At 67.5% G+C, this 25578-nt stretch carries 25 protein-coding genes; 11 read left to right on the top strand and 14 right to left on the bottom strand.

Annotated elements, in window-relative coordinates; all coding sequences use genetic code 11:
* The first annotated feature begins 85 nt into the window (after positions 1-85).
* The gene (locus ACFOOQ_RS06780) at positions 86-988 is read left to right on the top strand and encodes a LysR family transcriptional regulator (protein ID WP_379723429.1); all 903 of its coding nucleotides are present in this window, start codon (positions 86-88) and stop codon (positions 986-988) included.
* Positions 989-991: 3 nt separating this feature from the next.
* On the opposite strand, the gene ACFOOQ_RS06785 is transcribed toward ACFOOQ_RS06780, so the two are convergent.
* From ACFOOQ_RS06785 to ACFOOQ_RS06810, 6 genes are all read right to left on the bottom strand, one after another.
* Positions 992-1843 (bottom strand): N-acetylmuramoyl-L-alanine amidase family protein, encoded by an 852-nt coding sequence (locus ACFOOQ_RS06785; RefSeq protein ID WP_379723432.1) that lies wholly within the window; start codon positions 1841-1843, stop codon positions 992-994.
* 200 nt (positions 1844-2043) lie between these two features.
* Positions 2044-3048: a DnaJ C-terminal domain-containing protein gene (locus ACFOOQ_RS06790; RefSeq protein ID WP_379723435.1), complete on the bottom strand. Its 1005-nt coding sequence runs from the start codon at positions 3046-3048 to the stop codon at positions 2044-2046.
* Entirely contained in the window at positions 3045-4001 is a 957-nt protein-coding gene (locus ACFOOQ_RS06795; RefSeq protein ID WP_379723438.1) for a tetratricopeptide repeat protein, read from the bottom strand. The genes ACFOOQ_RS06790 and ACFOOQ_RS06795 overlap by 4 nt, the downstream gene beginning before the upstream one ends.
* A gap of 38 nt (positions 4002-4039) precedes the next feature.
* Positions 4040-4531: an RT0821/Lpp0805 family surface protein gene (locus tag ACFOOQ_RS06800; RefSeq protein WP_379723442.1), complete on the bottom strand. Its 492-nt coding sequence runs from the start codon at positions 4529-4531 to the stop codon at positions 4040-4042.
* A 199-nt stretch (positions 4532-4730) separates the two neighbouring features.
* A complete protein-coding gene (locus ACFOOQ_RS06805) occupies positions 4731-5891 on the bottom strand; it encodes a glucosaminidase domain-containing protein (RefSeq protein WP_379723444.1) in 1161 nt (386 codons plus the stop codon).
* Positions 5892-6089: 198 nt separating this feature from the next.
* Positions 6090-6650, bottom strand: a complete 561-nt coding sequence (locus ACFOOQ_RS06810; protein WP_379723447.1) for a NifU family protein — start codon at positions 6648-6650, stop codon at positions 6090-6092.
* A 172-nt stretch (positions 6651-6822) separates the two neighbouring features.
* Here ACFOOQ_RS06810 and ACFOOQ_RS06815 point away from each other — a divergent pair, with 172 nt between their 5' ends.
* The 3 genes from ACFOOQ_RS06815 to ACFOOQ_RS06825 all read left to right on the top strand — a co-directional run bounded on the left by ACFOOQ_RS06815 (position 6823) and on the right by ACFOOQ_RS06825 (position 9550).
* Positions 6823-8094 carry an adenylate/guanylate cyclase domain-containing protein gene (locus tag ACFOOQ_RS06815; RefSeq protein ID WP_379723450.1) on the top strand — a complete coding sequence of 424 codons (1272 nt, stop codon included), beginning with the start codon at positions 6823-6825 and terminating at the stop codon, positions 8092-8094.
* 82 nt (positions 8095-8176) lie between these two features.
* A complete protein-coding gene (gene rutB, locus ACFOOQ_RS06820; protein WP_379723453.1) occupies positions 8177-8932 on the top strand; it encodes a pyrimidine utilization protein B in 756 nt (251 codons plus the stop codon).
* 75 nt (positions 8933-9007) lie between these two features.
* A complete protein-coding gene (locus ACFOOQ_RS06825; RefSeq protein ID WP_379723456.1) occupies positions 9008-9550 on the top strand; it encodes a PAS domain-containing protein in 543 nt (180 codons plus the stop codon).
* Here the strand turns inward: ACFOOQ_RS06825 and ACFOOQ_RS06830 are convergent.
* The 6 genes from ACFOOQ_RS06830 to ACFOOQ_RS06855 form a co-directional block, all read right to left on the bottom strand.
* Positions 9547-10047 carry a universal stress protein gene (locus tag ACFOOQ_RS06830; RefSeq protein WP_379723459.1) on the bottom strand — a complete coding sequence of 167 codons (501 nt, stop codon included), beginning with the start codon at positions 10045-10047 and terminating at the stop codon, positions 9547-9549. The two genes, ACFOOQ_RS06825 and ACFOOQ_RS06830, sit on opposite strands and share 4 nt — an antisense overlap.
* A 139-nt stretch (positions 10048-10186) precedes the next feature.
* On the bottom strand, positions 10187-11146 hold the full coding sequence (locus ACFOOQ_RS06835) for a DUF2333 family protein (protein WP_379723462.1): 960 nt from the start codon (positions 11144-11146) through the stop codon (positions 10187-10189).
* Positions 11147-11253: 107 nt separating this feature from the next.
* Complete coding sequence (trpS, locus tag ACFOOQ_RS06840) at positions 11254-12264, bottom strand: tryptophan--tRNA ligase (RefSeq protein WP_379723465.1); 1011 nt, start codon at positions 12262-12264, stop codon at positions 11254-11256.
* Between the two features lie 103 nt (positions 12265-12367).
* Positions 12368-13945 carry a murein biosynthesis integral membrane protein MurJ gene (gene murJ / locus ACFOOQ_RS06845; protein ID WP_379723468.1) on the bottom strand — a complete coding sequence of 526 codons (1578 nt, stop codon included), beginning with the start codon at positions 13943-13945 and terminating at the stop codon, positions 12368-12370.
* Positions 13946-13971: 26 nt separating this feature from the next.
* On the bottom strand, positions 13972-16758 hold the full coding sequence (locus tag ACFOOQ_RS06850) for a [protein-PII] uridylyltransferase (RefSeq protein WP_379723471.1): 2787 nt from the start codon (positions 16756-16758) through the stop codon (positions 13972-13974).
* A 97-nt stretch (positions 16759-16855) separates the two neighbouring features.
* A complete protein-coding gene (locus tag ACFOOQ_RS06855) occupies positions 16856-17632 on the bottom strand; it encodes an SDR family NAD(P)-dependent oxidoreductase (RefSeq protein ID WP_379723474.1) in 777 nt (258 codons plus the stop codon).
* A 93-nt stretch (positions 17633-17725) separates the two neighbouring features.
* On the opposite strand from ACFOOQ_RS06855, the gene ACFOOQ_RS06860 reads away from it, so the two are divergent.
* Positions 17726-18340, top strand: a complete 615-nt coding sequence (locus ACFOOQ_RS06860; protein ID WP_379723477.1) for a hypothetical protein — start codon at positions 17726-17728, stop codon at positions 18338-18340.
* Between the two features lie 140 nt (positions 18341-18480).
* Complete coding sequence (locus tag ACFOOQ_RS06865; protein ID WP_379723480.1) at positions 18481-18999, top strand: hypothetical protein; 519 nt, start codon at positions 18481-18483, stop codon at positions 18997-18999.
* Positions 19000-19046: 47 nt separating this feature from the next.
* Here the strand turns inward: ACFOOQ_RS06865 and ACFOOQ_RS06870 are convergent, their stop codons facing one another.
* Both ACFOOQ_RS06870 and ACFOOQ_RS06875 read right to left on the bottom strand, forming a co-directional pair.
* Positions 19047-19679, bottom strand: a complete 633-nt coding sequence (locus ACFOOQ_RS06870) for a LysE family translocator (RefSeq protein WP_379723483.1) — start codon at positions 19677-19679, stop codon at positions 19047-19049.
* 39 nt (positions 19680-19718) lie between these two features.
* On the bottom strand, positions 19719-20315 hold the full coding sequence (locus tag ACFOOQ_RS06875; protein ID WP_379723486.1) for a dioxygenase family protein: 597 nt from the start codon (positions 20313-20315) through the stop codon (positions 19719-19721).
* Positions 20316-20468: 153 nt separating this feature from the next.
* Here ACFOOQ_RS06875 and ACFOOQ_RS06880 point away from each other — a divergent pair, with 153 nt between their 5' ends.
* From ACFOOQ_RS06880 to ACFOOQ_RS06900, 5 genes are all read left to right on the top strand, one after another.
* Complete coding sequence (locus tag ACFOOQ_RS06880; protein ID WP_379723489.1) at positions 20469-21068, top strand: TetR/AcrR family transcriptional regulator; 600 nt, start codon at positions 20469-20471, stop codon at positions 21066-21068.
* Between the two features lie 25 nt (positions 21069-21093).
* The gene (locus ACFOOQ_RS06885; RefSeq protein WP_379723492.1) at positions 21094-21456 is read left to right on the top strand and encodes a DUF1127 domain-containing protein; all 363 of its coding nucleotides are present in this window, start codon (positions 21094-21096) and stop codon (positions 21454-21456) included.
* Between the two features lie 203 nt (positions 21457-21659).
* Positions 21660-23681: a TRAP transporter permease gene (locus ACFOOQ_RS06890; protein ID WP_379723496.1), complete on the top strand. Its 2022-nt coding sequence runs from the start codon at positions 21660-21662 to the stop codon at positions 23679-23681.
* A gap of 19 nt (positions 23682-23700) precedes the next feature.
* On the top strand, positions 23701-24855 hold the full coding sequence (locus ACFOOQ_RS06895) for a TAXI family TRAP transporter solute-binding subunit (RefSeq protein WP_379723499.1): 1155 nt from the start codon (positions 23701-23703) through the stop codon (positions 24853-24855).
* Positions 24856-25044: 189 nt separating this feature from the next.
* Complete coding sequence (locus tag ACFOOQ_RS06900; protein ID WP_379723501.1) at positions 25045-25563, top strand: DinB family protein; 519 nt, start codon at positions 25045-25047, stop codon at positions 25561-25563.
* The last annotated feature ends 15 nt before the right edge of the window (positions 25564-25578 follow it).

A 25578-nucleotide genomic window follows, 5' to 3' on the forward strand; every position in this document is an offset into this window, starting at 1 on the left:
GGCAGCGCGGCCAATGCCAGATTCGCAATGGATCATACACATTCCGCATTGGCCCGCCCGGCATCGGGCATACGGATCGCACGGCATGGAACTGAACTGGCTGGAAGATTTCCTCGCGCTGGCGGCCGGCGGCAATTTCTCGCGCGCCGCCGACAGCCGCAACATGACCCAGCCGGCCTTCAGCCGCCGCATCCGCGCGCTGGAGGACTGGGTCGGCGCCCCGCTGTTCGACCGCAGCAGCCAGCCGGTGACGCTCACCGCCGCCGGCCGGCATTTCGCACCGGTGGCGCAGGAGACCCTGCGCCGGCTGGCCCAGGGGCGCGGCGAGGCCGCCGCCGCCATGGCCGCCGCGGGCCGCAGCCTGACCTTTGCCGCCACCCATGCGCTGTCGCTGACCTTCTTTCCCGACTGGCTGCGCGGCCTTGAAAGCGGCCCCATCTCAAACACCGATCCCGCCGCGATCCGCCTGCTGTCGGACAGCATGCAGGCCGGCGAAGAGGCCCTGCTGCAGGGCCACAGCCAGTTCCTGCTCTGCCATGGCCATGCCGCCGTGGCCAACCGGCTGTCCGCCGACCGCTTCATCCATCTGAAACTGGCCGAAGACGATCTCGTACCGGTCAGCGCGCCCGACGTCGCCGGCCGGCCGCGCTACAGCCTCGCAATGCCGGGCGCTGGCGCAGTGCCGCATCTGGCCTACAGCGACGAATCCGGCATGGGCCGCATCGTCACGGCGCTGCTGCCGCGCCGCACGCCGGCCCTGACGCCGGTGTTCATCTCGCCGCTGGCGGGCGTGCTGCAGGCGATGGCGCGCGACGGCCGCGGGCTGGCCTGGCTGCCGCGCAGCCTGATCGCGGCCGATCTCGAGGTCGGCCGGCTGGTGCCTGCCGGCGATGCGGACTGGATATTCGCGGTGGACATCCGGCTCTACCGGCCGCGCGCGACGCTGGCGCCGGTGGCGGAAGCCTTCTGGCAGCGGCTGACCGGCTAGATCTTACGCTTCGCGCAAGTCGGCGGTGACCGGCGCGATATGCTCGGCCAGATACTGGGCAAGCTTGGCGCGACTTTTCGGGTTGCGCAGTTCGCGCTCGTCATGGGGATTGGTCAGGAAGCCGGTCTCGATCAGCACCGAGGGCACCGACGGCGAGCGCAGCACGGCGAAATTCGCGGCGCGCATCGGGTTGTCGAGCAACGGCACATCCTTGCCCATGCCGGTGACGATGCGGCGCTTGGCAACCAGCGAGGCATTGTGGCTGTGGCGCCGCGCCAGGTCGATCAGGATCGCCGCCGTCTGCTTGTCGGTGGAGGACGCATCGAAGCCGTAGACGGTATCGACCTGGTTCTCGCGGTCGGCCAGCTTGCGGGCAAAATCGTCCGACGCGCGATCGGAGCGGCTGTAGGCCGACAGGCCATGGGCGCTGTGGTTCGGCGCCGCATCGGCGTGGATCGAGATAAACAGGTCGGCGCCCTTCTCGTGGGCGAAGGCGACCCGGCTGCCGAGCGGGATATACGTGTCGTTGTCGCGGGTCAGATGCACCCGGATGTCGCTGCGCCGCTGCAGCTGGTCGCGGATCGACTGGCAGATCGACAGGGTGACGTCTTTCTCTTCGGTGCCCGACATGCCGATGGCGCCGGGATCGCGGCCACCATGGCCGGGATCGAGCACCAGGATGGCCGGCGGGCGCGCGGCCACGCGGGCGCCGCGCGGCACCGGCGGCTTGCTTTCGGGGATCGGCACGCCGTTGCGCTGGCGCGCCCAGGCTTCTCCGGTCATGGCGGACGTGGCCATGCCGGCCGCACCGATAGCCCCCAGCAGGGAAGTGATGACGTAACGCCGCGAATACATATTGAAGTCCTGCGACCTTGTGTGTCCCGCCGGACCGGCCTTGCGGCGAATCGGGCGAATCGGTGAGGTTCGCGCGGACGATAAGCGCCCACCCGACTCCGCGTCCAGCGAAGTTCGCGGATCAGCCTTGCAGGAGATGGTGAATGCTTCGTTAACAGCAGGTGCGGCAGGGTGTCGCCCGGCCGCCGGCGGGCCCGCGCCTAATCGACCGTGTATTTGGCGCGCACGTCGTATTTGTTCGACTTCACCCAGCCCTCGATCAGCTTCTCGAGCGCCGAGTTCGGCTTTTCCGGCAGCACGATCTTCAGCTTCACATACTGGTCGCCGCGCTGGCTCTGGGCGCCGCCCTTGAGCGGCAGCCCGCGGCCCTTGAGCCGGAGCGTGGTGCCCGAACTGGCGCCCTTGGGCACGGTGACGGCGACCATGCCGTCGATGGTCGGCACGGCGATCTTGGCGCCGAGGATGGCCTCGTCGACGGTGACCGGCAGCTCGATCTGGACGTCGTCGCCCTGGCGGACAAAAAAGGCATGCGGCTCGACGGTCACCTCGATCAGCGCATCGCCGGCCTCGCCGTTGTTGCGGCCGGCATCGCCCTGATGGCGCAGGCGGATCTGCTGGCCGTCGACCAGCCCGGCCGGGATGGTGACATCGATCACCTTGCTGTCGGGCATGGTCAGGCGCCGCTTGCAGCCGCGCGCCGCATCGAGAAAACCGATCTTGAGGCTGAAATGGCGGTCGGCCCCGCGCATCGGCTGGTTGGCCCGCCGCGTCCCGGCGCCGAAGCCGGCACCGGCCGCCCCGGCCCCACCACGGGTGCGCCGCATATGGCCGAAGATCTCGTCGAAGATGTCTTCCGGGTTGCCCTCGAAACCGAAACCACCGGCGCCTGGGCCGGCGCCTGGGCCGGCACCGGGACCTGCGCCGGGACCGCGCGCGCCGCCATAGCCGCCACTGAAGCCGCGCGCCCGCGGCTGGCCCGAGGCATCGATCTCGCCGCGGTCGAATTTGCCGCGCTTGTCGGCATCGCCGAGGATGTCGTAGGCGGCGGAGATTTCCTTGAATCGTTCGGCCGCCGTGTCGTTGCCGGGATTGCGGTCGGGATGCAGTTCCTTGGCCAGCTTGCGATAGGCCTTGCGCACGTCCTCGTGGCTCGCGCCGCGCGCAACGCCAAGCACCGTGTAAGGATCTCGCATTGCCGTGGTCATGGCCGGCTCGCCGGTGGGTTGCCGTCGTCCTTGTCCGGTGTGGCGCCGACCAGGTCGGGCAGCGAGACGCCGCCACCGGAGACGATGGCGGAATAGAACCGGCCAAGCAAGCCGCGATCCTCGCCGGCCCCGGCCGCCGGCGCCGGTGCCTCGGCAGGCTTCTCTGCAAGCTTCTCCGCGGGCTTGTCTTCTGGCGTCGCGGCAGCGGCAGGTGCCGGCGCGGCAGCGGATGGCGGCTGCGGCGCAGTGGCCGCGGCAGCCGTTGGTGCGGCATCGGTCCCGGTATCCTCGCTGTGTGCCGAGCGGACCCGCGCACTGTCGCCCGCGGCCGGAGCCGGCACCGCAGCAGCCGGCACCTGTACTGCCGGCGTGGCAGCCGCGGCATTGTCCGGGCCGCGCGGCAACACGGCATCCTTCTGGGCCTTGTCGGGCGTCATCACCAGCAGCGACAGCCGGTTCAGCGCATCGGTCTGGCCCTGCTTGGCGGCGAGATTGTACCAGCCGAGCGCGACCGGCTCGCTGGGCTCGACACCGAGGCCGAGTTCGTAGATCAAGCCCATATTATACTGTGCGACGGCATTGCCCTGACGGGCCGCCGCCTCGAACCACTTGCGCGCCGCGACATAATCCACCGGTACGCCATCGCCCTGCAGGTAGATGGCGGCGAGATTGGCCTGGGCGCGGGCAAAGCCGGCATCGGCGGCACGCTGATACCATGCAATCGCCTTGTCGATATCGCGGTCGACGCCCTGGCCCCAGCGATAGAGGTGGCCGATGTTGCGCATGGCGGCGAGGTCGCCGCCCTCGGCGAGCGGCAGCCAGGCATCGAAGGCGCCCTTGTAGTCGCCGGCTTCATAAGCCTTCACGCCATCGGCAAAGCCGGCCCAGGCCGGCGCCGGCGCCACCGTGCCGACCAGCGCCAGCGCCAGGGCACCGAACAGGGACTGTCTCAACCAGCCAGGTCTGCGGGGCATCGCGGGGAAGCCGGACCTCAACTGTTGACGATCTTCCAGCTGCCGTCGGGCTGGCGGCAGGCGGTGCCATAGGCCTTTTCGGTCTTGTCGCCGATGGTGACGGTCTGCTGGAACTCGCGGCAGTAGTCGCCGTTGCTGGCGGTCCCTTCCTTGACCGGCGTCACGGTGCCGGAATGGCCGGTATCGGGATTGCGCCACGAGATGCTCTGGCCCACCGGCGCCGTGGTCGCCTTGTGGCTGGCCTGCTCCATCGCCGCCTTGTCGGCCTTGTCGAGCGAAGCGCCGATCTGGTTGCCGAGATAGGCACCGGCCAGGGCGCCGGCGGCAACGCCGACCAGCTGGCCCGTGCCCTTGCCGAACTGGGCGCCCAGCACGGCGCCGCCGATACCACCGAGCACGGTGCCGAAATCCTGCTTGTCGGGCTGCTGGCCGTTCTGACAGGCGGCAAGGCCGAGCGCAGCGGCGAGAGCGGGAATGACCAACAGGCGGGCAGGCAGACGGGTGATCATGATGCAATCCTCAGGGCATGACAGCGGCCGGCGCCCCTGCGCCGCCGCCGAATCCGGTGTCACAGTATATTGGTCGGGTTAACGCCCCTGCAAGACGGCGACCGGCGTCAGGTCGCCGCGGCCGGCAGGTCCGGGCGGGGCAGCAAACAGCAAAACGGCCCGGATAACCGGGCCGTTTGCCGTCACGATGACAAAACCGTCAGGACTTGCCGAACAGGTCGAAGCCCAGGATCGGCGAGGGCTCGTCCGCCAGCTTCGCCTCGTCGAAGGTGTCCAGGGCGTTCGAGCGCATGATCGAGCGGATGGTGCGGATGTAATCCGGCCCGCGCACCGAATAGCGCTGCAACTGCCCCGCCAGCTGATAGCTGTCGAGCGGCGAACCCTGGTCGCGCAGGGCGGCACGGCGGTCGCGGAACTCGCGGTAGCTCGTCTTGGTGTTCAGGTTGCGCATGTAGGCGGCGACCGAATTCTCCAGGCTGCGGAAGCGCTGCACCTCGTAGGTCTCGCCGTCCGGGCGATCCTCCGGCACCAGGCCGCTGCCAGCGCTCCAGGTCCACATGCCGAAGACGGCATTGCCCGACTGGGCGAAACGCGAGGTGCCCCAGCCCGATTCCTCGATCGACTGCGCCAGGGCGAGGCCCGGCGGCACCACATCGACACGCTCGAGCAGCTCGTTGGCATCGACGCTGTCGAGGCCATAGCGGTCGGCCAGCTGGTCGAGCCAGCGCTGGTCGCGGCCGCTCAGGCTGTCGCCGAGCTTCATGCGGTCGGCGAGCTTCTCCAGCCGCTCGCGGTCGGCCATGATGCGCTCGTTCTCGCGCAGGATATGCGGCAGCATCACCTTGATGAAGGCGCGCTTGCGCTTGTCGGTGATGCTGACATCGGCCATGTCGACCGGCAGCTTGGCCAGGAAGATGCGCGGCACTTCAAGCTGGCCGCCGGAGCTGCGGTAATCGGTCAGGTCGAAGCCCTGCTGCTCGAAGCGGGTCAGGGTCGCATCGACGGTCCGGTTGGCCTCGGTGCGCACGGCGGTGCGGTGCGGCGACAGCTGGCGCCCTTCGGCAACCCGGCGGGCGGCATCCTCGGCCGAGACGGCAGGCATGGCGGCGCGCACCGCGGCAGCGGCGTCGGCCACGGCAGTATTGCTGCTGCTGCCGGCCGGGCGCGGCTCCATGGCCGCACGCCAGTCAAGCTGGGCGATCTGGCGCAGGCGGTCGAAGGCCTCCTGCACGCCGTCACCCAGCGATGCCTGCTGTACATCCACCTCGGGAACACGGGCCAGCTGCCGGCTCGACAGCACACCCACCCCCACTCCGGAAACCAGGCCGACGGCCAGTAACAGGCCAAAGCCGGCCAACATCAATCTTACGTCAGATCCGATGGCAAGCAGATGCCGATCGCGATTTGGCGCCATGGGCTAACCTCCACAGTTCTCGACGCCGTAACAATCGGTGCAGCCGACATGACATCGTCGGGCACACCGGGCGCCGCCCTTGTGCGATCCCCCACCAGGAAACGCGTGGACCGTACGGCTCTGCCCCGAGCCGGCCGGCTATGACTACACAGCCCGGACTTCAGTCACTTCCGGGACGTAATGCTTCAGCATGTTCTCGATGCCGTAGCGCAAAGTTGCCGTCGAACTCGGGCAACCGGCACAGGAGCCCTGCATATGCAGGAGGACGACACCGCGGTCGAAACCGCGAAAGACGATGTCGCCCCCATCCTGGGCCACAGCGGGACGCACCCGCGTATCAATCAGTTCCTTAATCTGCAGTACAAGCTCGCGGTCAGCGGGATCATACTGCTCGTCGGCGCCATCGACGGCGGCCGGCGAACTGGTCATGACCGGCAGCCCGGTCATGAAATGCTCCATGATGGCACCCAGCAGGGCCGGCTTCAGCTCGGTCCAGTCGCGGGTGCCAGCCTTGGTGACGGTGACGAAATCCGCGCCCAGGAATACCCCCTCGACGCCAGGCACCGTAAACAGGCGGCTGGCCAGCGGCGAGGCCTCGGCATCCGCGGCGGCAATGAAGTTGACACTGGCCTCCGGCAGCACGTCGCGGCCGGGCAGGAACTTCAGGGTCGCCGGGTTCGGCGTGGTTTCGGTCTGGATAAACATGATGGGTCCGTTCAAGGCCACTGGAAATTGGTCACCGGGTCTACAAATATCAAGGACGAAGACTGTGGCGAATCGTGGGCAAGGTAACAAAGCTGCGTGATTTACCCAGCAACTGGAAAGATTTTTAACCAATGTGGATAAAATCGAGGGTTATCCCCAGGGCAGGCCTGGGGTGAGCGGGGACCCGGCAGCGGTGGAACGGCTGCCCAGCTGGCCCGATTCGCGCCTCCGGCTGACCCCGGCGGCCCGCTGGCTGCTCGATCACAACGGCGAAGTCATGCCGATGGCCGACCTGATCGAGGGATTCTGCCGCCATCTGCTCGACGAGGGTATCCCGCTGCTGCGGGTCAGCACCGGCCTGCCCTCGATGCACCCCCAGACCTTCACCCGCGGCTTCACCTGGACCCGCGGCCAGGGGGTTTCCGTCATCGTGCGCGGCCATGACGTGCGCCAGTCGCCCGAATACCTCAACAGCCCGGTGCATGTGATCCACCAGGGCGCCGCGGCGGTGCGCCGCCGGCTCGATATTCCCGACGCGCCGCTCGATTTCGGCGTGCTGGAGGATCTGAAAGCCATCGGCGCCACCGACTATATCGCCCTGCCCATGCGATTCACCCAGGGCCCGGGCATGAGCCATGACGGCCGCTCCAACATTTCCTTCATGAGCTTCGTGGCCGACCGGGCCGGCGGCTTCCGGGCCGAGGAACTGAGCTACCTGATGGAGCTGATGCCGCTGATCGCGCTGCGCCTCGAACTCGAGGCCGGCCGGCGCATGACCAAGGACCTGCTGACCACCTATCTGGGCCGCGGCCCGGCCAAGCGGGTGCTGAAGGGCGATTTCATGCGCGGCCGCGGCTACGAGGCCGAGGCCGCCATCTGGCTGTCGGACCTGCGCGGCTTCACCGCCTATTCCGACCGCCATGCCCCGCAGCAGGTGGTCGCCACGCTGGACGACTATTTCGACGCCATGGCCGGCCCGGTGCAGGCCCATGGCGGCGAGGTGCTGAAATTCATCGGCGACGGCCTGCTGGCGATCTTCCGGGTCGATCCGGACGGTGGCGGCCGCGCCGAGGCCTGCCACCGGGCGATGGAGGCCGCCCGCCAGGCCTTCACCGAACTGCACGAACTGAACCAGGGCCGTGCCATCGGCGGCGAGGCGGCGCTGCGCATCGGCCTCGCCCTGCATGTCGGCCGCGTGGTGTTCGGCAACATCGGCGCCAAGGACCGGCTGGACTTCACCGTGATCGGCCGTGCCGTCAACGAGGTGGCGCGCGTCGAGGCGATGACCAAGGTGCTGAACCGGCCGCTGCTGACCTCGGCCGCCTTCGCCGCCGAAGTGACCGACCATCCGATCGAATCGCTCGGCTTTCACGGCCTGCGCGGCGTGCAGGAACCGCAGGAGCTGTTCGGCCTGCCGCAGCGCATCCTCGCGGGCTACGACTAGGCGCCGCCCGGACAGGACCAGACAGATAGGCGCTGGCACGCATCCTGCTTGGATTGACGGAGCCCAAGACACGGAGTCCGCCATGACCGATGCCTCCAGCACCAACCCTATGCCCGCCGGCTATGCGCCCGAGCACGCCGATGGCCGCCTGGTCACCCTGCCGGCCCGGCCGGAGCCGCTGCGGCTGAAGCCGGCGGAAACGGCGCTGGTAATCGTCGACATGCAGAATGCCTATGCTTCGCCCGGCGGCTACCTCGATCTTGCCGGTTTTGACATCAGTGGCGCCGCGGCGGCAACCGGGCAGATCGCCAGGGCCGCCGCCGCCGCGCGCGCCGCCGGCATTCCGGTGATCTATTTCCAGAACGGCTGGGATGCCGGCTACGCTGAAGCCGGCGGGCCCGGCTCGCCCAACTGGCACAAGTCGAATGCGCTGAAGACCATGCGCCGGCAGCCCGACCTGCAGGGCAAACTGCTCGCCAAGGGCGGCTGGGATTATGCGCTGGTCGATGCGCTGGCGCCGCAGCCCGGCGACATGGTGATCGCCAAGAGCCGCTACAGCGGCTTTTTCAACACCGGCATCGACAGCTTCCTGCGGGCGCGCGGCATCCGCACGCTGGTGTTTACCGGCATCGCCACCAACGTCTGCGTCGAATCCTCGCTGCGCGACGCCTTCCATCTGGAGTATTTCGGCGTGGTGCTGGCCGATGCCACCCATCAGGCCGGACCCGACTACATCCAGCAGGCGGCGCTGTACAACATCGAGACGTTTTTCGGCTGGGTCAGCAGCGTCGCCGATTTCTGCGGGACGATCGGTCAGGTCAGCCCCTCCGGAAAGTAGCCTGCATACGCACCGTCAGTCCGTTTTTGCAGATGGCGCTTGTCCGCCGCCCGGCGCGGCGCGACAGTGGCAGTCATGTCGGAGCAGACGCCACAGACCGTTACCGACGCCAGGCTCAGTCACGCGCTGTCCTGCTGGCAGCACTGGCGTTGCAACCACGACTGGCCGACGCGCGCCGATATCGATTCTGACGAGCTGCGCCTGCTGTTGCCCAATCTGTATGTAGTGGAAGCCGTCGACGGCGGCCGGCGCTTCCGTTACGTGCTGGCCGGCGCCACCATTCGCAACACACTGCACTTCGAGTTGAGCGGCCGCTATTTCGACGAGCTGTTCCAGGGCGATATTCTTGAACGCAACATGGCCGCCTATCACGCCGTGATCGGCGGCCGGGGTGAGTATGCCATCCAGCGCTGGGAACAGCGCGGCCGGCCGGTGATCCGTTTCCGCCGCCTGCTGCTGCCACTGGCCAGCGACCGCCAATGCATCGACGGCGTGCTCGGCTTCGCTCTGTATGACCTGCTGCCCGATCACGACGGCAAACCGATCGACCACATCCATGATCCGGTCACCATCGTGCCGGAACAGGAAGCCATCCTCGACCTGAACCCGCCGGCTTAGGTCAGGCGGTCGATCTGCTCGTCGGTCAGGCTGCCCGGCACCACGGTGATCGGGAAGCTGAGGTCGCCGGCCATCTGCCCGGCCAGCGCGGTGACCAGCGGTCCCGGCCCCTGCCCGCCCGGTGCGGCGGCCAGCACCAGCATGCGGATATCCGGATCGGCATCGATCAGCGCCAGCACCTCCTCGCGCACCATGCCCTCGCGGATCACCAGCTCCGGCATCAGGCCGGATTCCTTGTTGACCTGTTCGGCCAGCGTCTGCAGCAGGCCTTCCGCCGCTTCATGGGCCTCCGAGCGCATGATCTCGGCGACACCGGCCCATTGCTGGAAATCCACCGGCTCGACCACGCGCAGCAGCACCACGCCGCAGCGGATGTTGCGCGCCCGACGCGTGGCATAGCGCAGGGCGACGCGCGACTCCTGGGTGTCGTCGACCACCACAAGGAATTTGCTGCGCCGTTTGGCTTCGGTTTTTGCGGCGGTCGCCGTGTCGCTCATGGGATCAGGTTGCCATCAACGCCCGGGGGCAGGCAATGCTTCTCTTTGCATGCATTGTCACGGTTGCTCCGGTTCCGGCCATCCCGTTCATTCCATTCCGTAAAACCGGCAATCCGGCCCCGGTCACTTCTGCAGCCGGTCATTTCTGCAGGATGTTGACGATCTCGTAGATCTGGGTGCGGGCGCGCTCGACATAGAAGCCCATCGAGGCGAGGTGGTTGGGCAGGATCACCGCATCGGTGGCGGCATTCGAGACGACCAGCGGATGCAGTGCGGCGGCGCCGGCAAACGACGACATCATCTGGTCCCAGGCGCCGCCGAGCTCGCGGTCGCGAATCACATTGGAAAAATCCTGCCGCAGTTCACGCAGCAGCAGGTCATAGGCATACATCTGCCCCTTGACGCTGTAGAAGACGTCGTCGCTCTGCCAGTCGATCCACAGATGGCTGCCTTCGCGGATGCGGCTGTCCAGCGCCGCCGAGGAAGACCCGATATCGAGCGCGATGCGCTCCAGCGTGGCCTGCAGGTTGTCGCCGCGGCGCTCGAAGATCGCCTTGTCCTGCGCCAGCCGGCTGTTGTAGTTGAGCAGCGCGCGGCGCGCCTTGCGATACTGGTCTTCCGATTTCGCGGTCGGCAGCAGCGAGGTGGAAAAATCGAAGGTCCACTTGGTGCCGGAATATTGCAGCAGGCCGGCGGCTTCCTGCAGGTCGGTGTCGGTCTGGCTGGAGCCGCGCGTGCGGCCGATCTGGTCGACCATCTGGAAGGCGAAGCGGCCAAGCGCATGGATCATGCCGAGCTGGTAGTTCGGCATGTTGTCGAGCATCGAGCCCGGCATGAAAAAGGGATCGTTGGCGACCCAGCCGGTGTGGTTGACCTCGCGGTCGATCAGCGCGGCGGCCATCGCCACCGCGCGGCTGCCGCTCTGCGCGCCCTCGGTTGCCGGAATCTGATAGTCGAGATTGTCGTCGATCTTGTGGGCCAGCAGCATGCCGACCGGGTAATACAGCCCGAAGACCAGCACCGCCGCGATGGCGGCGAACAACGGCCAGCGGCCGCGCAGGCGCGCGAGAAATCCGGGAGAGCTGTCGGGATCGGTCATGGTGGCCGGGTGTCCATACGGGGAAAGAGAAAGGGCGGACCCCACGAATGTGGGCCCGCCCCCGGGTCGTTTCAAGGCATGCCGCGGATTTCCGCGACATTACGGCGTTACGGCCGCAAGAATCCCACCGTGTCGTAGACTTCGGCGATGATCGGCGCCGACAGCGCGCGGGCCCGTTCGCCGCCGTCGCGCAGGATGCCGTCGACATAGGTCGTGTCGTCGGTCAGCCGCCGCATCTCGGCGGTGATCGGCCCGAGCACGGTGACGGCGACCTCGGTCAGCAGCTTCTTGAACTCGGCAAAGCCCTTGCCGGCACAGTCGGCGACCGCCTGTTCGATCGTCATGCCGCCGAGCGCGGCGTAGATACCCATCAGGTTCTCGGCTTCCGGCCGGCCTTCCAGGCCCTCCACCGTGTCGGGCAGCGGATTGGGGTCGGTCTTGGCGCGCTTGATCTTGTCGGCGATCATGTCCGCCGTGTCGGTCAGGTTGATGCGCGACTGGTCGGAAGGGTCCGATTTCGACATCTTCTTGGCGCCGTCGCGCAGGCTCATCACGCGGGTGGCCGGACCGTAGATCAGCGGCTCGGTCAGCGGGAAGAATTCCTTCTGGTAGTCGAAGTTGAACTTCTGCGCGATGTCGCGGGCGAGTTCGAGATGCTGCTTCTGGTCCTCGCCGACCGGCACATGGGTGGCCTTGTAGACGAGAATATCCGCAGCCATGAGAGCCGGGTAGGCAAACAGGCCGAGCGAGACATTCTCGCGGTCCTTGCCGGCCTTCTCCTTGAACTGCGTCATGCGGTTCATCCAGCCCATGCGGGCGATGCAGTTGAAGATCCAGGCTAGGGTGGCATGGTCCGGGTTCTGCGACTGGTTGAACAGGATGTTCTTCCGCGGGTCGATGCCCGACGCGATCATCGCCGCGGCGAGTTCGCGGGTCGATCGGCGCAGGTCATCGGGGTCGAGCAGGCTCGCCGTGATCGCATGCATGTCGACCATGCAGAAGATGCACTCGAACTCGTTCTGCAGCGCGACCCAGTTGCGCACCGCGCCGAGATAATTGCCGAGATGGAGATTGCCGGTGGGCTGGATGCCCGAGAAGATGCGCCGTTGGAAGGCCATGGAAAGTCCCTTGGGATGGGGCGGTGGAAGACCCCGGTTGCGGGAGACCCGGCAGGGCGCCGGGCTGTGAGCGCGCGGTTATCGCGCCCCGTGACAGGGTCCGTCAAGCCGCAGGACGGCGCCGTGTCATCGAGCGCCATTCCGCCGGCCGGGTCGCGCCGAAGGCGAGCGCGGCGGCGGCGAACAGCAGGACGCCGCCGCCGACCAGCACCGCCAGCGCGGCAAAGCGCAAGCCCGCCGGGCCGGCATACCAGCCCGGCAGCAGCAGGCGGTCGAGCGCGACCAGCCCGGCCGCCATTACCAGCGAGGCGGCGAGAATCCGCCAGGCGCGCGAGACCAGCCGGGCATCGGCCTGCCAGTGGCCGCGCCGACGCAGCACGAGACCCAGCAGCAGCGTGTTGACGGTGGCCGCCAGCGCCGTGGCGAGCGCCAGCCCGACATGGGCGAGCCATGGCATCAGCGCCAGGCTGCAGGCCAGGTTCACGCCGATAGCGACCACGGCGATCTTCACCGGCGTGCGGGTATCCTGGCGGGCATGGAAGCCGGGGGTGAGCGTGCGCGACAGCACATAGCCCGGCAGGCCGACCGAATAGGCGAGCAGCGCGGCGGCGGTGGCCTGCGCGGTGGCGGCATCGAAGGCGCCGCGCTGGAACAGAATGCCGATGATCGGCCCCGGCACGGCGATCAGCGCCGCAGCGGCCGGCAGCGACAGCAGCAGGCCGAATTCGATGGCGCGGTTCTGGTTGGCCTGCGCGGCCCTGGTCTCGCCGCGGGCCAGCTGCGCCGAGATCGCCGGCAGCAAAGCCGTGGCGATGGCGACGCCGACCACGCCGACGGTGAGCTGGTTGATGCGGTCGGCATAGAACAGATACGAGACCGCGCCCGCCGGCAGCAGCGAGGCCAGCATCAGCCCGACGATCAGGTTGATCTGGGTGACCCCGGCGCCGATCGCCGCCGGCAGCACCAGCGCGAACAGCCGCTTCACTTTCGCAGACAGCGCCGGCCGGCGCAGACTGAGACTGAGCCCCGCGCGGCGCGCCTCGAAGGCGAGCCAGAGGAACTGCACGATGCCGCCGGCGAACAAGGCCCAGGCGAGCAGGTGGCCGGTCTCCGGCAGGCCGGAAATATCGCCGCCATGCAGCAGGTGGAAGCCGAGCAGGGCCGCGATCATGGTCAGGTTGAGCAGCACCGGGGTGCCGGCCATGGCAGCGAACCGGCCGACACTGTTCAGCATGGCGCCATAGAGCGCGGCCAGCGAGATGAACAGCAGGTAGGGAAAGGTGATGATGGTCAGCAGCACCGCGAGGCCGAAGCGCTGCGCATCGCCGGCGAAGCCCGGCGCCAAGAGGTGGATCACCAGCGGCATGGCGATCTGCGCGGCGATCACGAAGACCAGCAGGCTGGGCAGCAGGATGGCCAGCGCGGATTCGGCGAAGCTTTTCGCCGCCGCCCGGCCTTCGGTCGCTTCGGTGCCGCTGAACAGCGGCAGGAAGCCGGCGGTGAACGCGCCTTCGGCGAACAGCGAGCGGAAGAAATTCGGCAGGCGCAGCGCCACGAAGAAGGCATCGGCGACCGGACCGGCGCCGAGATAGCGGGCAATGAGAAGGTCGCGGACGAAACCGGCCAGCCGGCTCACCATGGTGAGGCCGCCAACCGTGGCGATGGAGCGAAACAGCGACATCTGCGGGGATCAGTCGGGCCGGGCGGTCACGCCGCCTTGGCGGCGGCCGCGGCCTTGGCACTCGCCGGCTTGTCCTCCGGGCGCAGGCGTTTCAGCACGGCGCGCTCGATCTGGGCCAGCCGGCGCTTGTCGGTCAGCTTCATGCCGGTCAGGTCCTGCAGATAGAAGGTGTCGACCGCGCGCTCGCCGTAGGTGGCGATATGCGCCGAACCGATGCTGAGGTTGAGGCCGTAGAGCGTCTTGGTGACATCGTAGAGAAAGCCCGGCCGGTCGCGGCCATTGACCTCGATCACCGTCCAGCGGTTCGAGGCGTTGTTGTCGATCAGCACCTGCGGCGCCACCTTGAACACGCGGGTGCGGCTCGGCAGGCCGGGTTTCTCGGCGGCGATGGCCGAGCGCAGCTTGAGGTCGCCGGACAGCGCGCCTTCGATGGTGCCGCTCAGTTTCTTCAGCCGGTCGGCGCGGTCGAAGGCGCCGCCTTCCATGTCCTGGATGAAGAACATGTCGAGCGCCATGCCGTCCTTGGTGGTGAAGATCTTGGCGTCGACGATATTGGCGCCACAGGAGGCCAGCGCCCCGGCGACGCGGGCGAACAGGCCCGGATGGTCGGGGGCATAGAGCGCCACCTCGGTGACGGCACGGAAGCTGTCGGTCTGGGTTTCCAGGGTCAGCGGCCGCTTCGCCGCATCGGCCGCCTTCATCATGCGGGCGTGGCGCGCGATGGTTTCGGGGTCGTTGGAATACCAGTAGTTCTCGTAATGCCGCTTGAGCAGGCGATCGGTCTCGGCCTTGCTCCAGTCGGCCAGCAGCTTGCGCACCTCTGCCTTGGTGTCGTCGATGCGCTGGCTGCGCGCCCGGCCGGTGAAGCCGCCGGACAGGAACTCCTCGGCGCGGTAATACAGCTCGCGCAGCAACTGACCCTTCCAGCCGTTCCAGATGGTTGGGCCGACGGCGCGGATGTCGGAGACGGTCAGGCAGAGCAGCAGGCGCAGGCGTTCCGGGCTCTGCACGGCTTGCGCGAAGTCGACCACCGTCTTCGGGTCGGCGATGTCGCGCTTGAAGGCGGTCGCCGACATCAGCAGGTGCCAGCGCACCAGCCAGGCCGCCGTCTCGGTCTCGGCGGCGGTCAACCCGAAGCGCGGCCCGAGCTTTTCCGCCACCGTCTCGCCCAGCACCGAATGGTCGCCGCCGCGGCCCTTGGCGATGTCATGCAGCAGCAGCGCGACATAGAGCACGCGGCGCGACAGCACTTCCTTGATGACATTGACCGACAGCGGATGGTCTTCCTTCAGCGCGCCGCTTTCGATGCGAGAAAGAATGCCGATGGCGCGGATGGTGTGCTCGTCCACCGTATAGGTATGGTACATGTCATGCTGGGTCTGGGCGACGACGCGGCCGAAATCCGGCACGAAGCGGCCGAACACGCCGGCCTCGTTGAGCCGCCGCAGCGTCGTCTCCGGGTCGTTCTTCGAGCACAGCATCTCGAGGAACAGCCGGTTGGCCTCCGGATCGTTGCGCATCTGGGCGCCGATCAGCTTGAGATGGCGGCGCACCAGGCGCAGGGCTTCCGGGTGGATGTCGAGCCCCTGTTCCTGCGCCAGGTGGAACAGCCGCAGCATCTTGATCGGCTGCTTCTCGAACAGACCCTCGCTGCGCGCATTGACGCGACCGCCCTCGATCTCGAAGCCGTCGATGGTCTTCGGCCGTTTCATGCGGGCGCGGATCGCCGCCAGCGGTTTCTTCTTCTTGTGGCGCTCTTCCAGCGCCGCCGCGAAGATGCGGGTCAGGTCGCCGACTTCCTTGGCGACCAGATAATATTTCTTCATGAAGCGTTCGACATCGAGCCGCCCGGGACGGTCGGCATAGCCCATCGCCTTGGCGATCTCGGTCTGCATGTCGAAGGTCAGCCGCTCTTCCGGCCGGTTGGCCAGATAATGCAGATGGATGCGCACGGTCCACAGAAATTCCATCGCCTGCACGAAACGGCGATGTTCGTCGGCATGCAGCAGACCACGCTGGATCAGCTCGGCGGTGTCATCGACGCCGTAGACGTATTTGGTGATCCAGATCAGGGTGTGCAGGTCACGCAGGCCGCCCTTGCCCTCCTTGATGTTGGGCTCGACCACATAGCGGGAATCGCCCATGCGGCGATGGCGGTCGTCGCGCTCGGCCAGCTTCTTGTCGATGAAATCGGCGCCGGTCCTGGCCACCACCTCGGCCTGGAAGCGGGTCATCAGCTGCCCGGCGAGATCCTGGTCGCCCCAGATCCAGCGCGCCTCGAGGATCGCCGTGCGGATGGTAACGTCGCTCAGGGACAGCCGGATGCATTCGTCGACCGAGCGGGTGGCATGGCCGACCTTCAGCCCGAGATCCCACAGCAGGTAGAGCATGTATTCGGCGACCTGCTCGCCCCAGGGCGTCTGCTTGTAGGGAAACAGGAACAGCAGGTCGACGTCGGAAAACGGCGCCATCTCGCCGCGGCCGTAGCCGCCGACCGCCATCAGCGACAGCTTTTCGGCCGCCGTCGGGTTGGGCAGGCGGTAGACCCGGTTGACGGTGAAATCGAACACCAGCCGGATGATCTGGTCGGTGAGAAACGCGATCGACTGCCGGGTCGCCAGCGCCGGGGTGCCGGCCTCGAAGCGCCTGCGGATCACCGCGTGACCGGACTGCAACGCGGCCTTCAGCAGCACCAGGGCCTGCTGGCGCTGCTCGGGCTTGCCGTGCTGGCCTTCGCCGCCCAGCGCATCGAGCTGCAGGGTCAGGGCCTTGCGGTCGATGATCTCGCGGGGGGTCTGGATGGTGGGGCGCATGCGTCCAGTATATAGACGAGTTTGTTAAAAATGCGCCCCCCGGCCCGGCATTCCGGGGGTTTCCCGGTGTTTTTTCTTTATACGCCCGGTGTTTTTTTCAGACGCTCTGGAAATTCACCATGCCGCCGCCGTCGATCACGATGGTCTGGCCGGTCATGAAGCTGCCGGCCCGGCTGCCGAGGAAGACGGCCGCCCCGGCGATCTCGTCGGGCTCGCCGACCCGGCGCAGCGCATAGCCCTTGGTCGCCTTCTTGGCGATCTCCGGGTTCTCCCACAGGGCGCGGGCGAAATCGGTCTTGATCAGGCCCGGCGCGATGCAGTTGGCGCGCACGTTCTGCGGCCCCCATTCGACCGCGAGGTTGCGGGCAAGCTGCATGTCGGCCGCCTTGGAGATGCCGTAGGCGCCGAGCGTGCTGGAGCCGAACAGGCCGCCGACCGACGAGATGATGACGATGGCGCCGCCGCCGCGTTCGGCCATGCCGGGCGCCACCATGTTGCACAGCCAGTGGTTCGACTTGATGTTGACGTCCATGATCTTGTCGAAGGCGTCGTCGGGAATGTCCTTCGACGGGCCGAAGAAGGGATTGACCGCGGCGTTGCAGACCAGGATGTCGATGCGGCCCCATTGCTTCATCGCCGCGTCGGCCAGCGCCTGCAGCTGCGCCTTGTCCGATACGTTGCAGGGCTGCACGATCGCCTCGCCGCCATTGGCGCGGATTTCTTCGGCGACCGTCTCGCAGGCCTCGGCCTTGCGGCTGGAAATCACCAGTTTCGCGCCATGCTGCGCCAGGCGCAGCGCAATGGCGCGGCCGATGCCGCGGCTGGAGCCGGTGACCACGGCCACCTTGCCCTGCAGATCGAACAGATTGTCCATCCCGGTTTCCTCGTTTTCTTGTCTGTGTTGCCGGCGTCACGATAACGCCGGCCGGGCCATGCGGACAACCTGCCGGCACGGTATAGTACTGTCATGAGCATGCAGATTCCGTTGCCGTTACGTCACCCGCTGCACACAGGCGCGACGCTGCGTAAAGCCGCACGCCATATGGTGATTCTCGCCGTGCTGGCCATGCTGCCGCTGGCCGGCTGCGGCAGCGACGCACCGCCCCCGCCGCCACGCGCCGCCGCCTGGATCAGCGCCGGCAGCGATGATGCCGCCGCCCAGTCCGGGACACCATCACGGCCGCGCGTGCTGGTGATCCGCGTGCTGGCGGTCGAGACCCTGCAGGGCATCGGCCTGACCGGCCCCGACGGCCGGGCCTGGACGCCGGTGCATTTCACCGGACCGGCGGGTGGCGACAGCGGCGACCAGGGCGGCCGGCGCTGGCCCGATATCGGCATCGGCGGCTCCGGCGGATCGCGCAGCGGTTTGGACGCCGGCATCAGCATCGGCCTGCCGGTGCGCAATCCCTTTGCCGCCGACCCGCCGCGCTACCGTTCGGCCCAAGCCGAATTCCGCCTGCCCGACGAGGCCCTGGCCAGCTATCGCGCCCGGCCGCAGGACTGGCAGCTCGACCTGCAGTTCGAGGGCCGCGATGCCAGCCTGCCGGCGCCGCCGCCGGAACCCGGCAGCCTGCAGCCCTGAGACCGGGCTGGACCGGCAGAAAATGCCCGCCGGCATGACGGGATGCCAATAATTCCCCGGAAATCAGGCATATTAACTCTGGCATGCCACTTGCTCCTTCTTCCGCAGACAGATGTGAACCGGCGGAAAGGAACCGACCCATGGGTATTGCGCTGCTGAGCCTGCGCCAGGCAGAAAAAGTCGAACCGCAGCTCAAGGCCGCCCTCAACGGCTCCGCCGCATCGGCGAAAGCTGCCGGCAGCAAATTCGACAGCGTGAAGGCCGGTGCCGCCATGGGGCTGACCGCCCGCGAGCGGCTGGCGCTGCGCGACGGCAGCGCGGTCGAGGCCGCCGCCATCCTCAATGCCCGCCAGTTCGTGCAGAGCCTGGTCGCCAAGGACCGCGAGACCACCCAGGCGCAGATGGTCTGGGCGCTGGGCCGCATCGAACCGGCCGAACTCGACAACATGGTCAAGCAGCTCGCCCGCATGCGCAGCCGTTATGCCAGTCTGATCCTCGAATACGGCCAGAGCGAGCGGCCGATCGGCAAGCCGGCGCTCGACGAACTCAAGGGCCTGCGCGAGCGCATCGCCGAATTCGAACATGGCTTCGAGATGATCAAGGGCGCCATCCTCGATGGCACCGCCGAGGTCTCCGGCGTCAAGGCTGCACGGATGTAAGCAGGCGCCCTACCGCCTCGCATCAATGCGAGGCGCAACTTTCTCTTTTACCGCCTCGCATCAAAGGCGAGGCGGAGGGCAAGCCCGGCAAACACACAGCCGAGCAGGCGGTTCTGCCAGCGCACGAAGGCCGGCCGCCGCGCCAGCCATTCGCCGAGCCGTCCGGCGACCAGCGCGATGCCGCCATTGACCAGCAGGCCGGCCAGCGACAGCACGCAGGCCAGCAGCAGCGCCTGTGCGACCGCAGTATCCGGATCGGGCCGCATGAACTGCGGAAACAGCGCCAGAAAGAACAGCGCCACCTTCGGGTTGAGCAGGTTGGTCAGCAGCCCCTGACGGAACAGCCTCGCCAGCGGCAGTCGCGGTGCGCCCGGCGGCGGCGGCCGGAAACCGCCTGCCCCGCGCAGGGCCTGGATGCCGAGATACAGCAGGTAGGCCGCACCGGCCCAGCGGATCAGTTCGAACATCACCGGCGCTACCAGCAGCACGCCACTTAAGCTGAAGCCGGCGATCAGCGCATGGCCGAAACAGCCTGCGGTAATCCCGCCGAGCGTGACCAGCCCGGCGACGCGGCCCTGCGCCACGCTGCGCGTCATCACCAGCAGCATGTCGGGCCCGGGGGTGAGCGCCAGCGCGAAAGCGGCGCCGGCAAAGGTCAGCAGGGTGGCGAAATCCATCATGGTGCCAGTCTAGCAAAAAACGCCGGCGGCGGCAGCGCTTCAGCTCACATCCAGCACGACATCATACCGGGCAATCATTGTCTCCTCGTCGCCGCCGACCGCCATCAGCAGGCGGCGGTCGAAAATGCGGTCGCTGCCGTTGCGCGGCTCGCCGGGAAAATACAGCTGGGTGGTCAGCACCGCCTGATGCGGCATCTGTACTTTCAAATGCAGATGGCGGGTACGCCCGGGATAGAGGCCGGGCCGCACGGTCTCGAACTGCCAGCGCCCGTCCGGATCGCTGAAGGTATGGCCGCGCAGGCGGAACCCCGCGGTGTCGTACTGCCCCGCGGCATCGGCCTGCCACAGGTCGACCAGCGCACCGGCCACCGGCCGGCAGCTGCGCGTCAGCACCAGGCCGCCGATCCGCAGCACCGGGCCGGCGATGCCGGCCTCGCGCAGGTCGGTCCGCCGCGGCGAGCGCCGGGCATAATAGGGCCCTTCCGCGCTGGCCGGGGTCGCGGCGGCGGGGTCCGCGCCGCAGGCCGGGGTCGGCTCCAGCGGCAGCCGGTGATTGCCGCGGGTCTGGGCAAAACCGCGGGCGGACAGGGCGGAAAACATGGCTGCCTGGAGCAGCAGGGCGCGACGGGTCGGCATGACGGACGAATCTCCCTTCGCAGATGCAGTACGGGATATACGCCGGTCCCGGTGTTTTGCCTGCGGTTTCGCACCTGTGCGCCCGATCACACTTTCGCGAGTGCGAAAAGATCACGGCTTGCCTTTGCGAACGACCGTTCGTATATTCCAGGCATGAGCAAAGGCCAGCAGACCCGCAGCACGATCCTCTCGGAAGCCATGCGCGCCGCCAGCGTCGAGGGCTTCCAGGGCATTTCCATCGGCATGCTGGCCGAGCGGCTCGGCATGTCGAAATCCGGCCTGTTCGCCCATTTCGGCTCCAAGGAGGAGCTGGAAAAGGCGGTACTCGACGAGACGGCGAAGCGCTTCATGGATGCCATCTGGGCGCCGGTGATGCGCGAACCACGCGGCCAGCCGCGCATCGAGGCGCTGTTCCGTCGCTGGCTCGACTGGACCCAGAATAATGCCGACCTGCCCGGCGGCTGCCTGTTCGTGGCGCTGGCCGCCGAGATCGACGACAAGGCCGGCCCGGTGCGCGACCAGCTGGCCGACCTGCAGCGGCAGTGGCAGGCGATGCTGGCGCGCAGTGCCCAGATCGCCATCCAGGAAGGCCATTTCCGCGCCGATCTCGACCCGAAGCAGTTCGCCTTCGAGATGCAGGCCATCGTGCTCGGCCTGAATTTCTACCGGCGCCTGCTGCAGGATCCCGCGGCAATCCGCCGCGTCGAAGACGCCTTTGCCGGCTTGCTGCAGCGCAGCATGCGGCCTATTTAAGCCCCCACAAGAAACGAGGCCTCCCATGACGTTCATTGCCCATCGCCAGTCGCCCCAGAGCCAGAATAAGCACGATCGTTCGCTTTCAGCCGGCAGCCGCCGCACCCCGGTCGCCACCGGCCGCGCCGAACAGCACCTGCTGGACGGCCTGACCGATGCCGCCGCGCTCGACGGCCTGTCGCTGCCGTGGTGGCGCCTGCTGCCGGCTGCTGCCCGCGGCTTGCTGGCCGCCTGGTCGGCCCGCGCGCGCAGCCGCCGCGATCTCGCCCGCGTCGACAGCCGCACGTTGCGCGATGCCGGCATCGATCCCGGCGCGGCCAGCTTCGAGAGCAACCAGCCGTTCTGGCGTGCGCCGCTGCAGTTGCGCGACGTCCACGGCGCCGAGTAACGTCGACGCTACGTCACGCGCACCTCGCCCGGGTGCGCGCATCGATACCGACGGCCACCGCAGCATCGCATGGTGCATCGCGGTGGCCGTTTGCGTATGCGCCTCTTCCTCCCTGCATCGTCACGGCATGGTTGATTACTGCGGCATGCGCCGCATAAGCTGTCGGCAATCGTCCGACAATCGGACGTCCGGGAGGCAACAGAATGCAACAGGGGGCCGGCGCCGCGGCGGGCGCCGCAACGATGTCGTCTGCCGACGAGATGGTCGAAGAGCTGGTGCATCGCCCGATGTCGCCGGCAGTGCGGGCGATCTTCACGCTGCTGACCCTGCTGACCCTCGCTTTGGTGCTGAACCAGCAGTTCAACCTGCATCTGTTCGGCATCACGCTGATCGACAACCGCTATCTCTTCCTGATGGCCGGCGCGACGCTGCCGCTGGTCTTCCTCGCCTACCCGTGGCGCCAGCCGAAGGACAAGACTGCGGTCGGTCGGCTCAACCCGCTCGACATCCTGCTGGCGCTGCTCACGCTCGGCTGCATCGGCTGGTTCGCCTGGGCGGCTGATTCGATCCTGGCCGAAGGCTGGGAATTCGCCGCGCCGCTGACCGCCAAGATCCTCGGCGGCGTACTCTGGGTGCTGATCCTCGAAGCCCTGCGGCGCACCGGCGGCACCGCGATCTTCGTCATCGTGCTGGCGATCTCGCTCTACCCGGTGGTCGCCGACGTGATGCCCGGGCCGATTCGCGGCATCGGCCAGACCCTGCCGGATACGCTGGCCTATCACATCGTCTCGTCGGAAAGCGCGTTCGGCATCCCGATGCAGGCCTTTGGCGAGATCGTCATCGGCTTCATCGTGTTCGGCGTGGCGCTGAACAAGACCGGCGGCGGCCGCTTCTTCAACGATCTCGCCTTCGCCCTGGTCGGCCGGGTGCGCGGCGGCGCCGCCCAGGTCGGCGTGGTCTCGTCGGCCCTGCAAGGCTCGATCTCGGGCAGTGTGATCTCCAACGTGATCTCGTCCGGCGTGGTCACTATCCCGGCCATGAAGCGCACCGGCTTTCGCGCCGATTATGCCGGCGGGGTCGAGGCCGTGGCCTCGACCGGCGCCGTGCTGATGCCGCCGGTGATGGGCTCGACCGCCTTCGTGATGGCGAGCTTTCTCGGCATTTCCTACGGCGAGATCGCGCTGGCCGCCGCCATCCCCGCCCTGCTGTTCTATTTCGGCCTGGTGGTGCAGATCGATGCCTATTCGGCGCGGCTTGGCCTGCGGGGCATGACGCGCGAGGAACTGCCGAACCTGCGTGACACGCTGAAACGCGGCTGGCTCTACATCCTCGTCTTCGTCACCCTGGTCTTCCTGATGGTCTGGCAGCAGCGCGAGGCGGTGGCGCCGTTCGCCGCGACCGCCCTGCTGCTGGTGATCAACCAGCTGCTGCCGAATCACCGGCTCAACCGCGAGCGGCTGGTCGACCTGATCTGCGCCACCGGCCGGGCGCTGGCCGAACTGGTCGCGATTCTGGCCGGCGTCGGCTTCATCATCGGTGCCTTCTCGGTGACGGGCCTCGCCGGCACGCTGGCCAACGACCTGATTTATCTGGCCGGCAACAATACGCTGATCCTGCTGCTGATGGGGGCGCTGACCAGTTTCGTGTTCGGCATGGGCATGACGGTGACCGCCTGCTACATCTTCCTTGCCATCGTGCTGGCGCCGCCGCTGGTGAAATCCGGCCTCGATCCGCTCGCCGTGCACCTGTTCATCATGTACTGGGGCATGATCTCCTTCATCACCCCGCCGGTGGCGCTGGCAACCTTCGCGGCATCGTCGATCGCGCGCACCTCGCCGTTCAAGATCGGCTTTCAGGCGGTGCGGCTCGGCGCCGTGATCTACATCGTGCCGTTCTTCTTCGTGCTCAACCCGGCATTGATCCTGAAGGGCTCGCCGGTGGAAGTGATCTCGGTGATCGTTTCCGCCGCGCTCGGTGTCGCCCTGATCGGCTCGTCCCTGCAGGGCTATCTGCTCGGCGCCGGACGCCTTGACGGCAGCCCGCTCAGGCTGCTCGCCCGTCTCATGCTGCTGGTGGCCGGCTTCGCGCTGGCGGTGCCCGGCGGCAACCTCATTCCGGTCAGCAATGTCGCGCTGGCCGGGATCGGCATCGTGCTGGCGCTCGGTGCCTTCGGCCTGCTGAAACTCGGCGGCCGCAACGTGCTGGCAATGACGACCAACAAATAGAAAACAAGGAGGATTACACATGCGAGGAGTAACCCTGACGGCACTCGCCGCCATCGCCGCGCTGACGGCATCGGGCGCAGCCCTGGCACAGAAACTGCCCGACCAGCTGACCTGGACCGCCTATGACGTCGGCTCGGGCGGCTACAACCAGGCGGTTGCCATCGGCAATGCGCTGAAGAACAAGATGGGCGTCACGCTGCGCGTGCTGCCCGGCAAGAACGACGTCTCGCGCACCGTGCCGCTGCGCGAGGGCAAGGTGCCCTTCTCGGCCAACGGTGTCGGCGGCACCTACATGGCGCAGGAAGGCATGTATGAATTCGGCAGCAAGGACTGGGGTCCGCAGCCGGTGCGCTCACTGCTGCTGAACAATTCCGATGCGCTGCTGACCGTGGTCGCCGCCGGCAATGCCGGGGTGAAGACCATCGCCGACCTGAAAGGCAAGCGGGTCGCCTGGGTGGTCGGCGCGCCCTCACTGAACCAGAACATCACCGCCCTGCTCGCCTACGCCAACCTGGGCTGGAAGGACGTCACCAGGGTCGAGTTCGGCGGTTTCGGCCAGGCGATGGACGGCATCATCAACGACCAGGTCGACGCGGCGTTCACCTCGACCATCTCGGGCAAGGCTTTCCAGATCGAATCCTCGCCGCGCGGCATCGCCTGGCCGACCGTGCCGCACGGCGATGCGGCGGGCTGGAAGCGCCTGAAGGCCCATGCGCCGTTCTACGTGCCGTTCATGGGCACCGAGGGCGCCGGCCTGTCGAAGGACAAGCCGGTCGAGGGCGCCACCTATCCCTATCCGGTGCTGATGACCTACGAGAAGATCGACGCCGGGCAGGTCTATGCGATGACCAAGGCGATGGTCGAGCTGTTCGCCGAATACAAGGATTCGGCGCCCGGCAATATCGGCTGGGACATCAAGCGCCAGGTCTTCGACTGGGTGGTGCCGGTGCATGAGGGCGCCATCAAGTACTTCAAGGAGATCGGCGTCTGGAAGCCGGACTACGACAAGAGCAACGCTGCGCTGGTGCAGCGCCAGCAGGTGCTGGCCACCGCCTGGGCAGCCCATGGCAAGGCGTCTTATACCGACGACAAGGCCGCCATGGCCGGCTGGCAGAAGCTGCGCGCCGAGGCGCTGACCAAGGCCGGCATGGAGCCGGTTCTCACCGAGTGGTAAGTTCTGGGTGGTAAGTCCGGGCGGCATCGCCTGACTGCGCGGCCCGCCGGCTGAACCACCGGCGGGCCGTTTTCTTTTTCCCGGTCTTTTCCGGCCTGTCATTTTGCTCAATTGCAGCGGGACAATTCCGCGCTTCCCGCCACGGAGCGGCCGGCTCTAAGCTTGCGGCACCAGACCAGAGGTGCCCCGATGACCGCCGCCCCGTCCCTGCCGCTGCAGCATGCCCGCCGCTTCGCCCGCTACAACCGCTGGGCCAATGCACGAGTCTATGACGCCTGCGCCGCGCTGGCGCCGGAGGACTATTACGCGGCCCGGCCGAGCTTCTTCGGCAGCCTGCATACGACGCTCAATCACATCCTGGTCGGCGACAGCATCTGGCTCGGCCGTTTCAAGGGCAGCCCGCCGCCGCATATCACCGCGCTGAACCAGATCCTGCACGCGGATTTCGCGTCCCTGCGCACCGCGCGCAGCGCCAAGGATGCCGAGATCATCGCCTTCTGCGACGGCCTCGACGATGCGGCGCTGGAAGGGACATTCACCTACACCAACACGCGCGGCCAGACTTTCACCGATCCGCTGTTTCCGCCGCTGATGCATTTCTTCAACCACCAGACCCATCACCGCGGTCAGGTGCACGGCCTGCTGAGCCATGCCGGCGCCAGCCCGCCGGAACTCGACATGATCTATTTCATGCGCGAGCCGGCCTGACTGGTCTCCCGTCTG

The sequence above is a fragment of the Ferrovibrio xuzhouensis genome (genome assembly GCF_042648965.1).
Taxonomy (GTDB): domain Bacteria; phylum Pseudomonadota; class Alphaproteobacteria; order Ferrovibrionales; family Ferrovibrionaceae; genus Ferrovibrio; species Ferrovibrio xuzhouensis.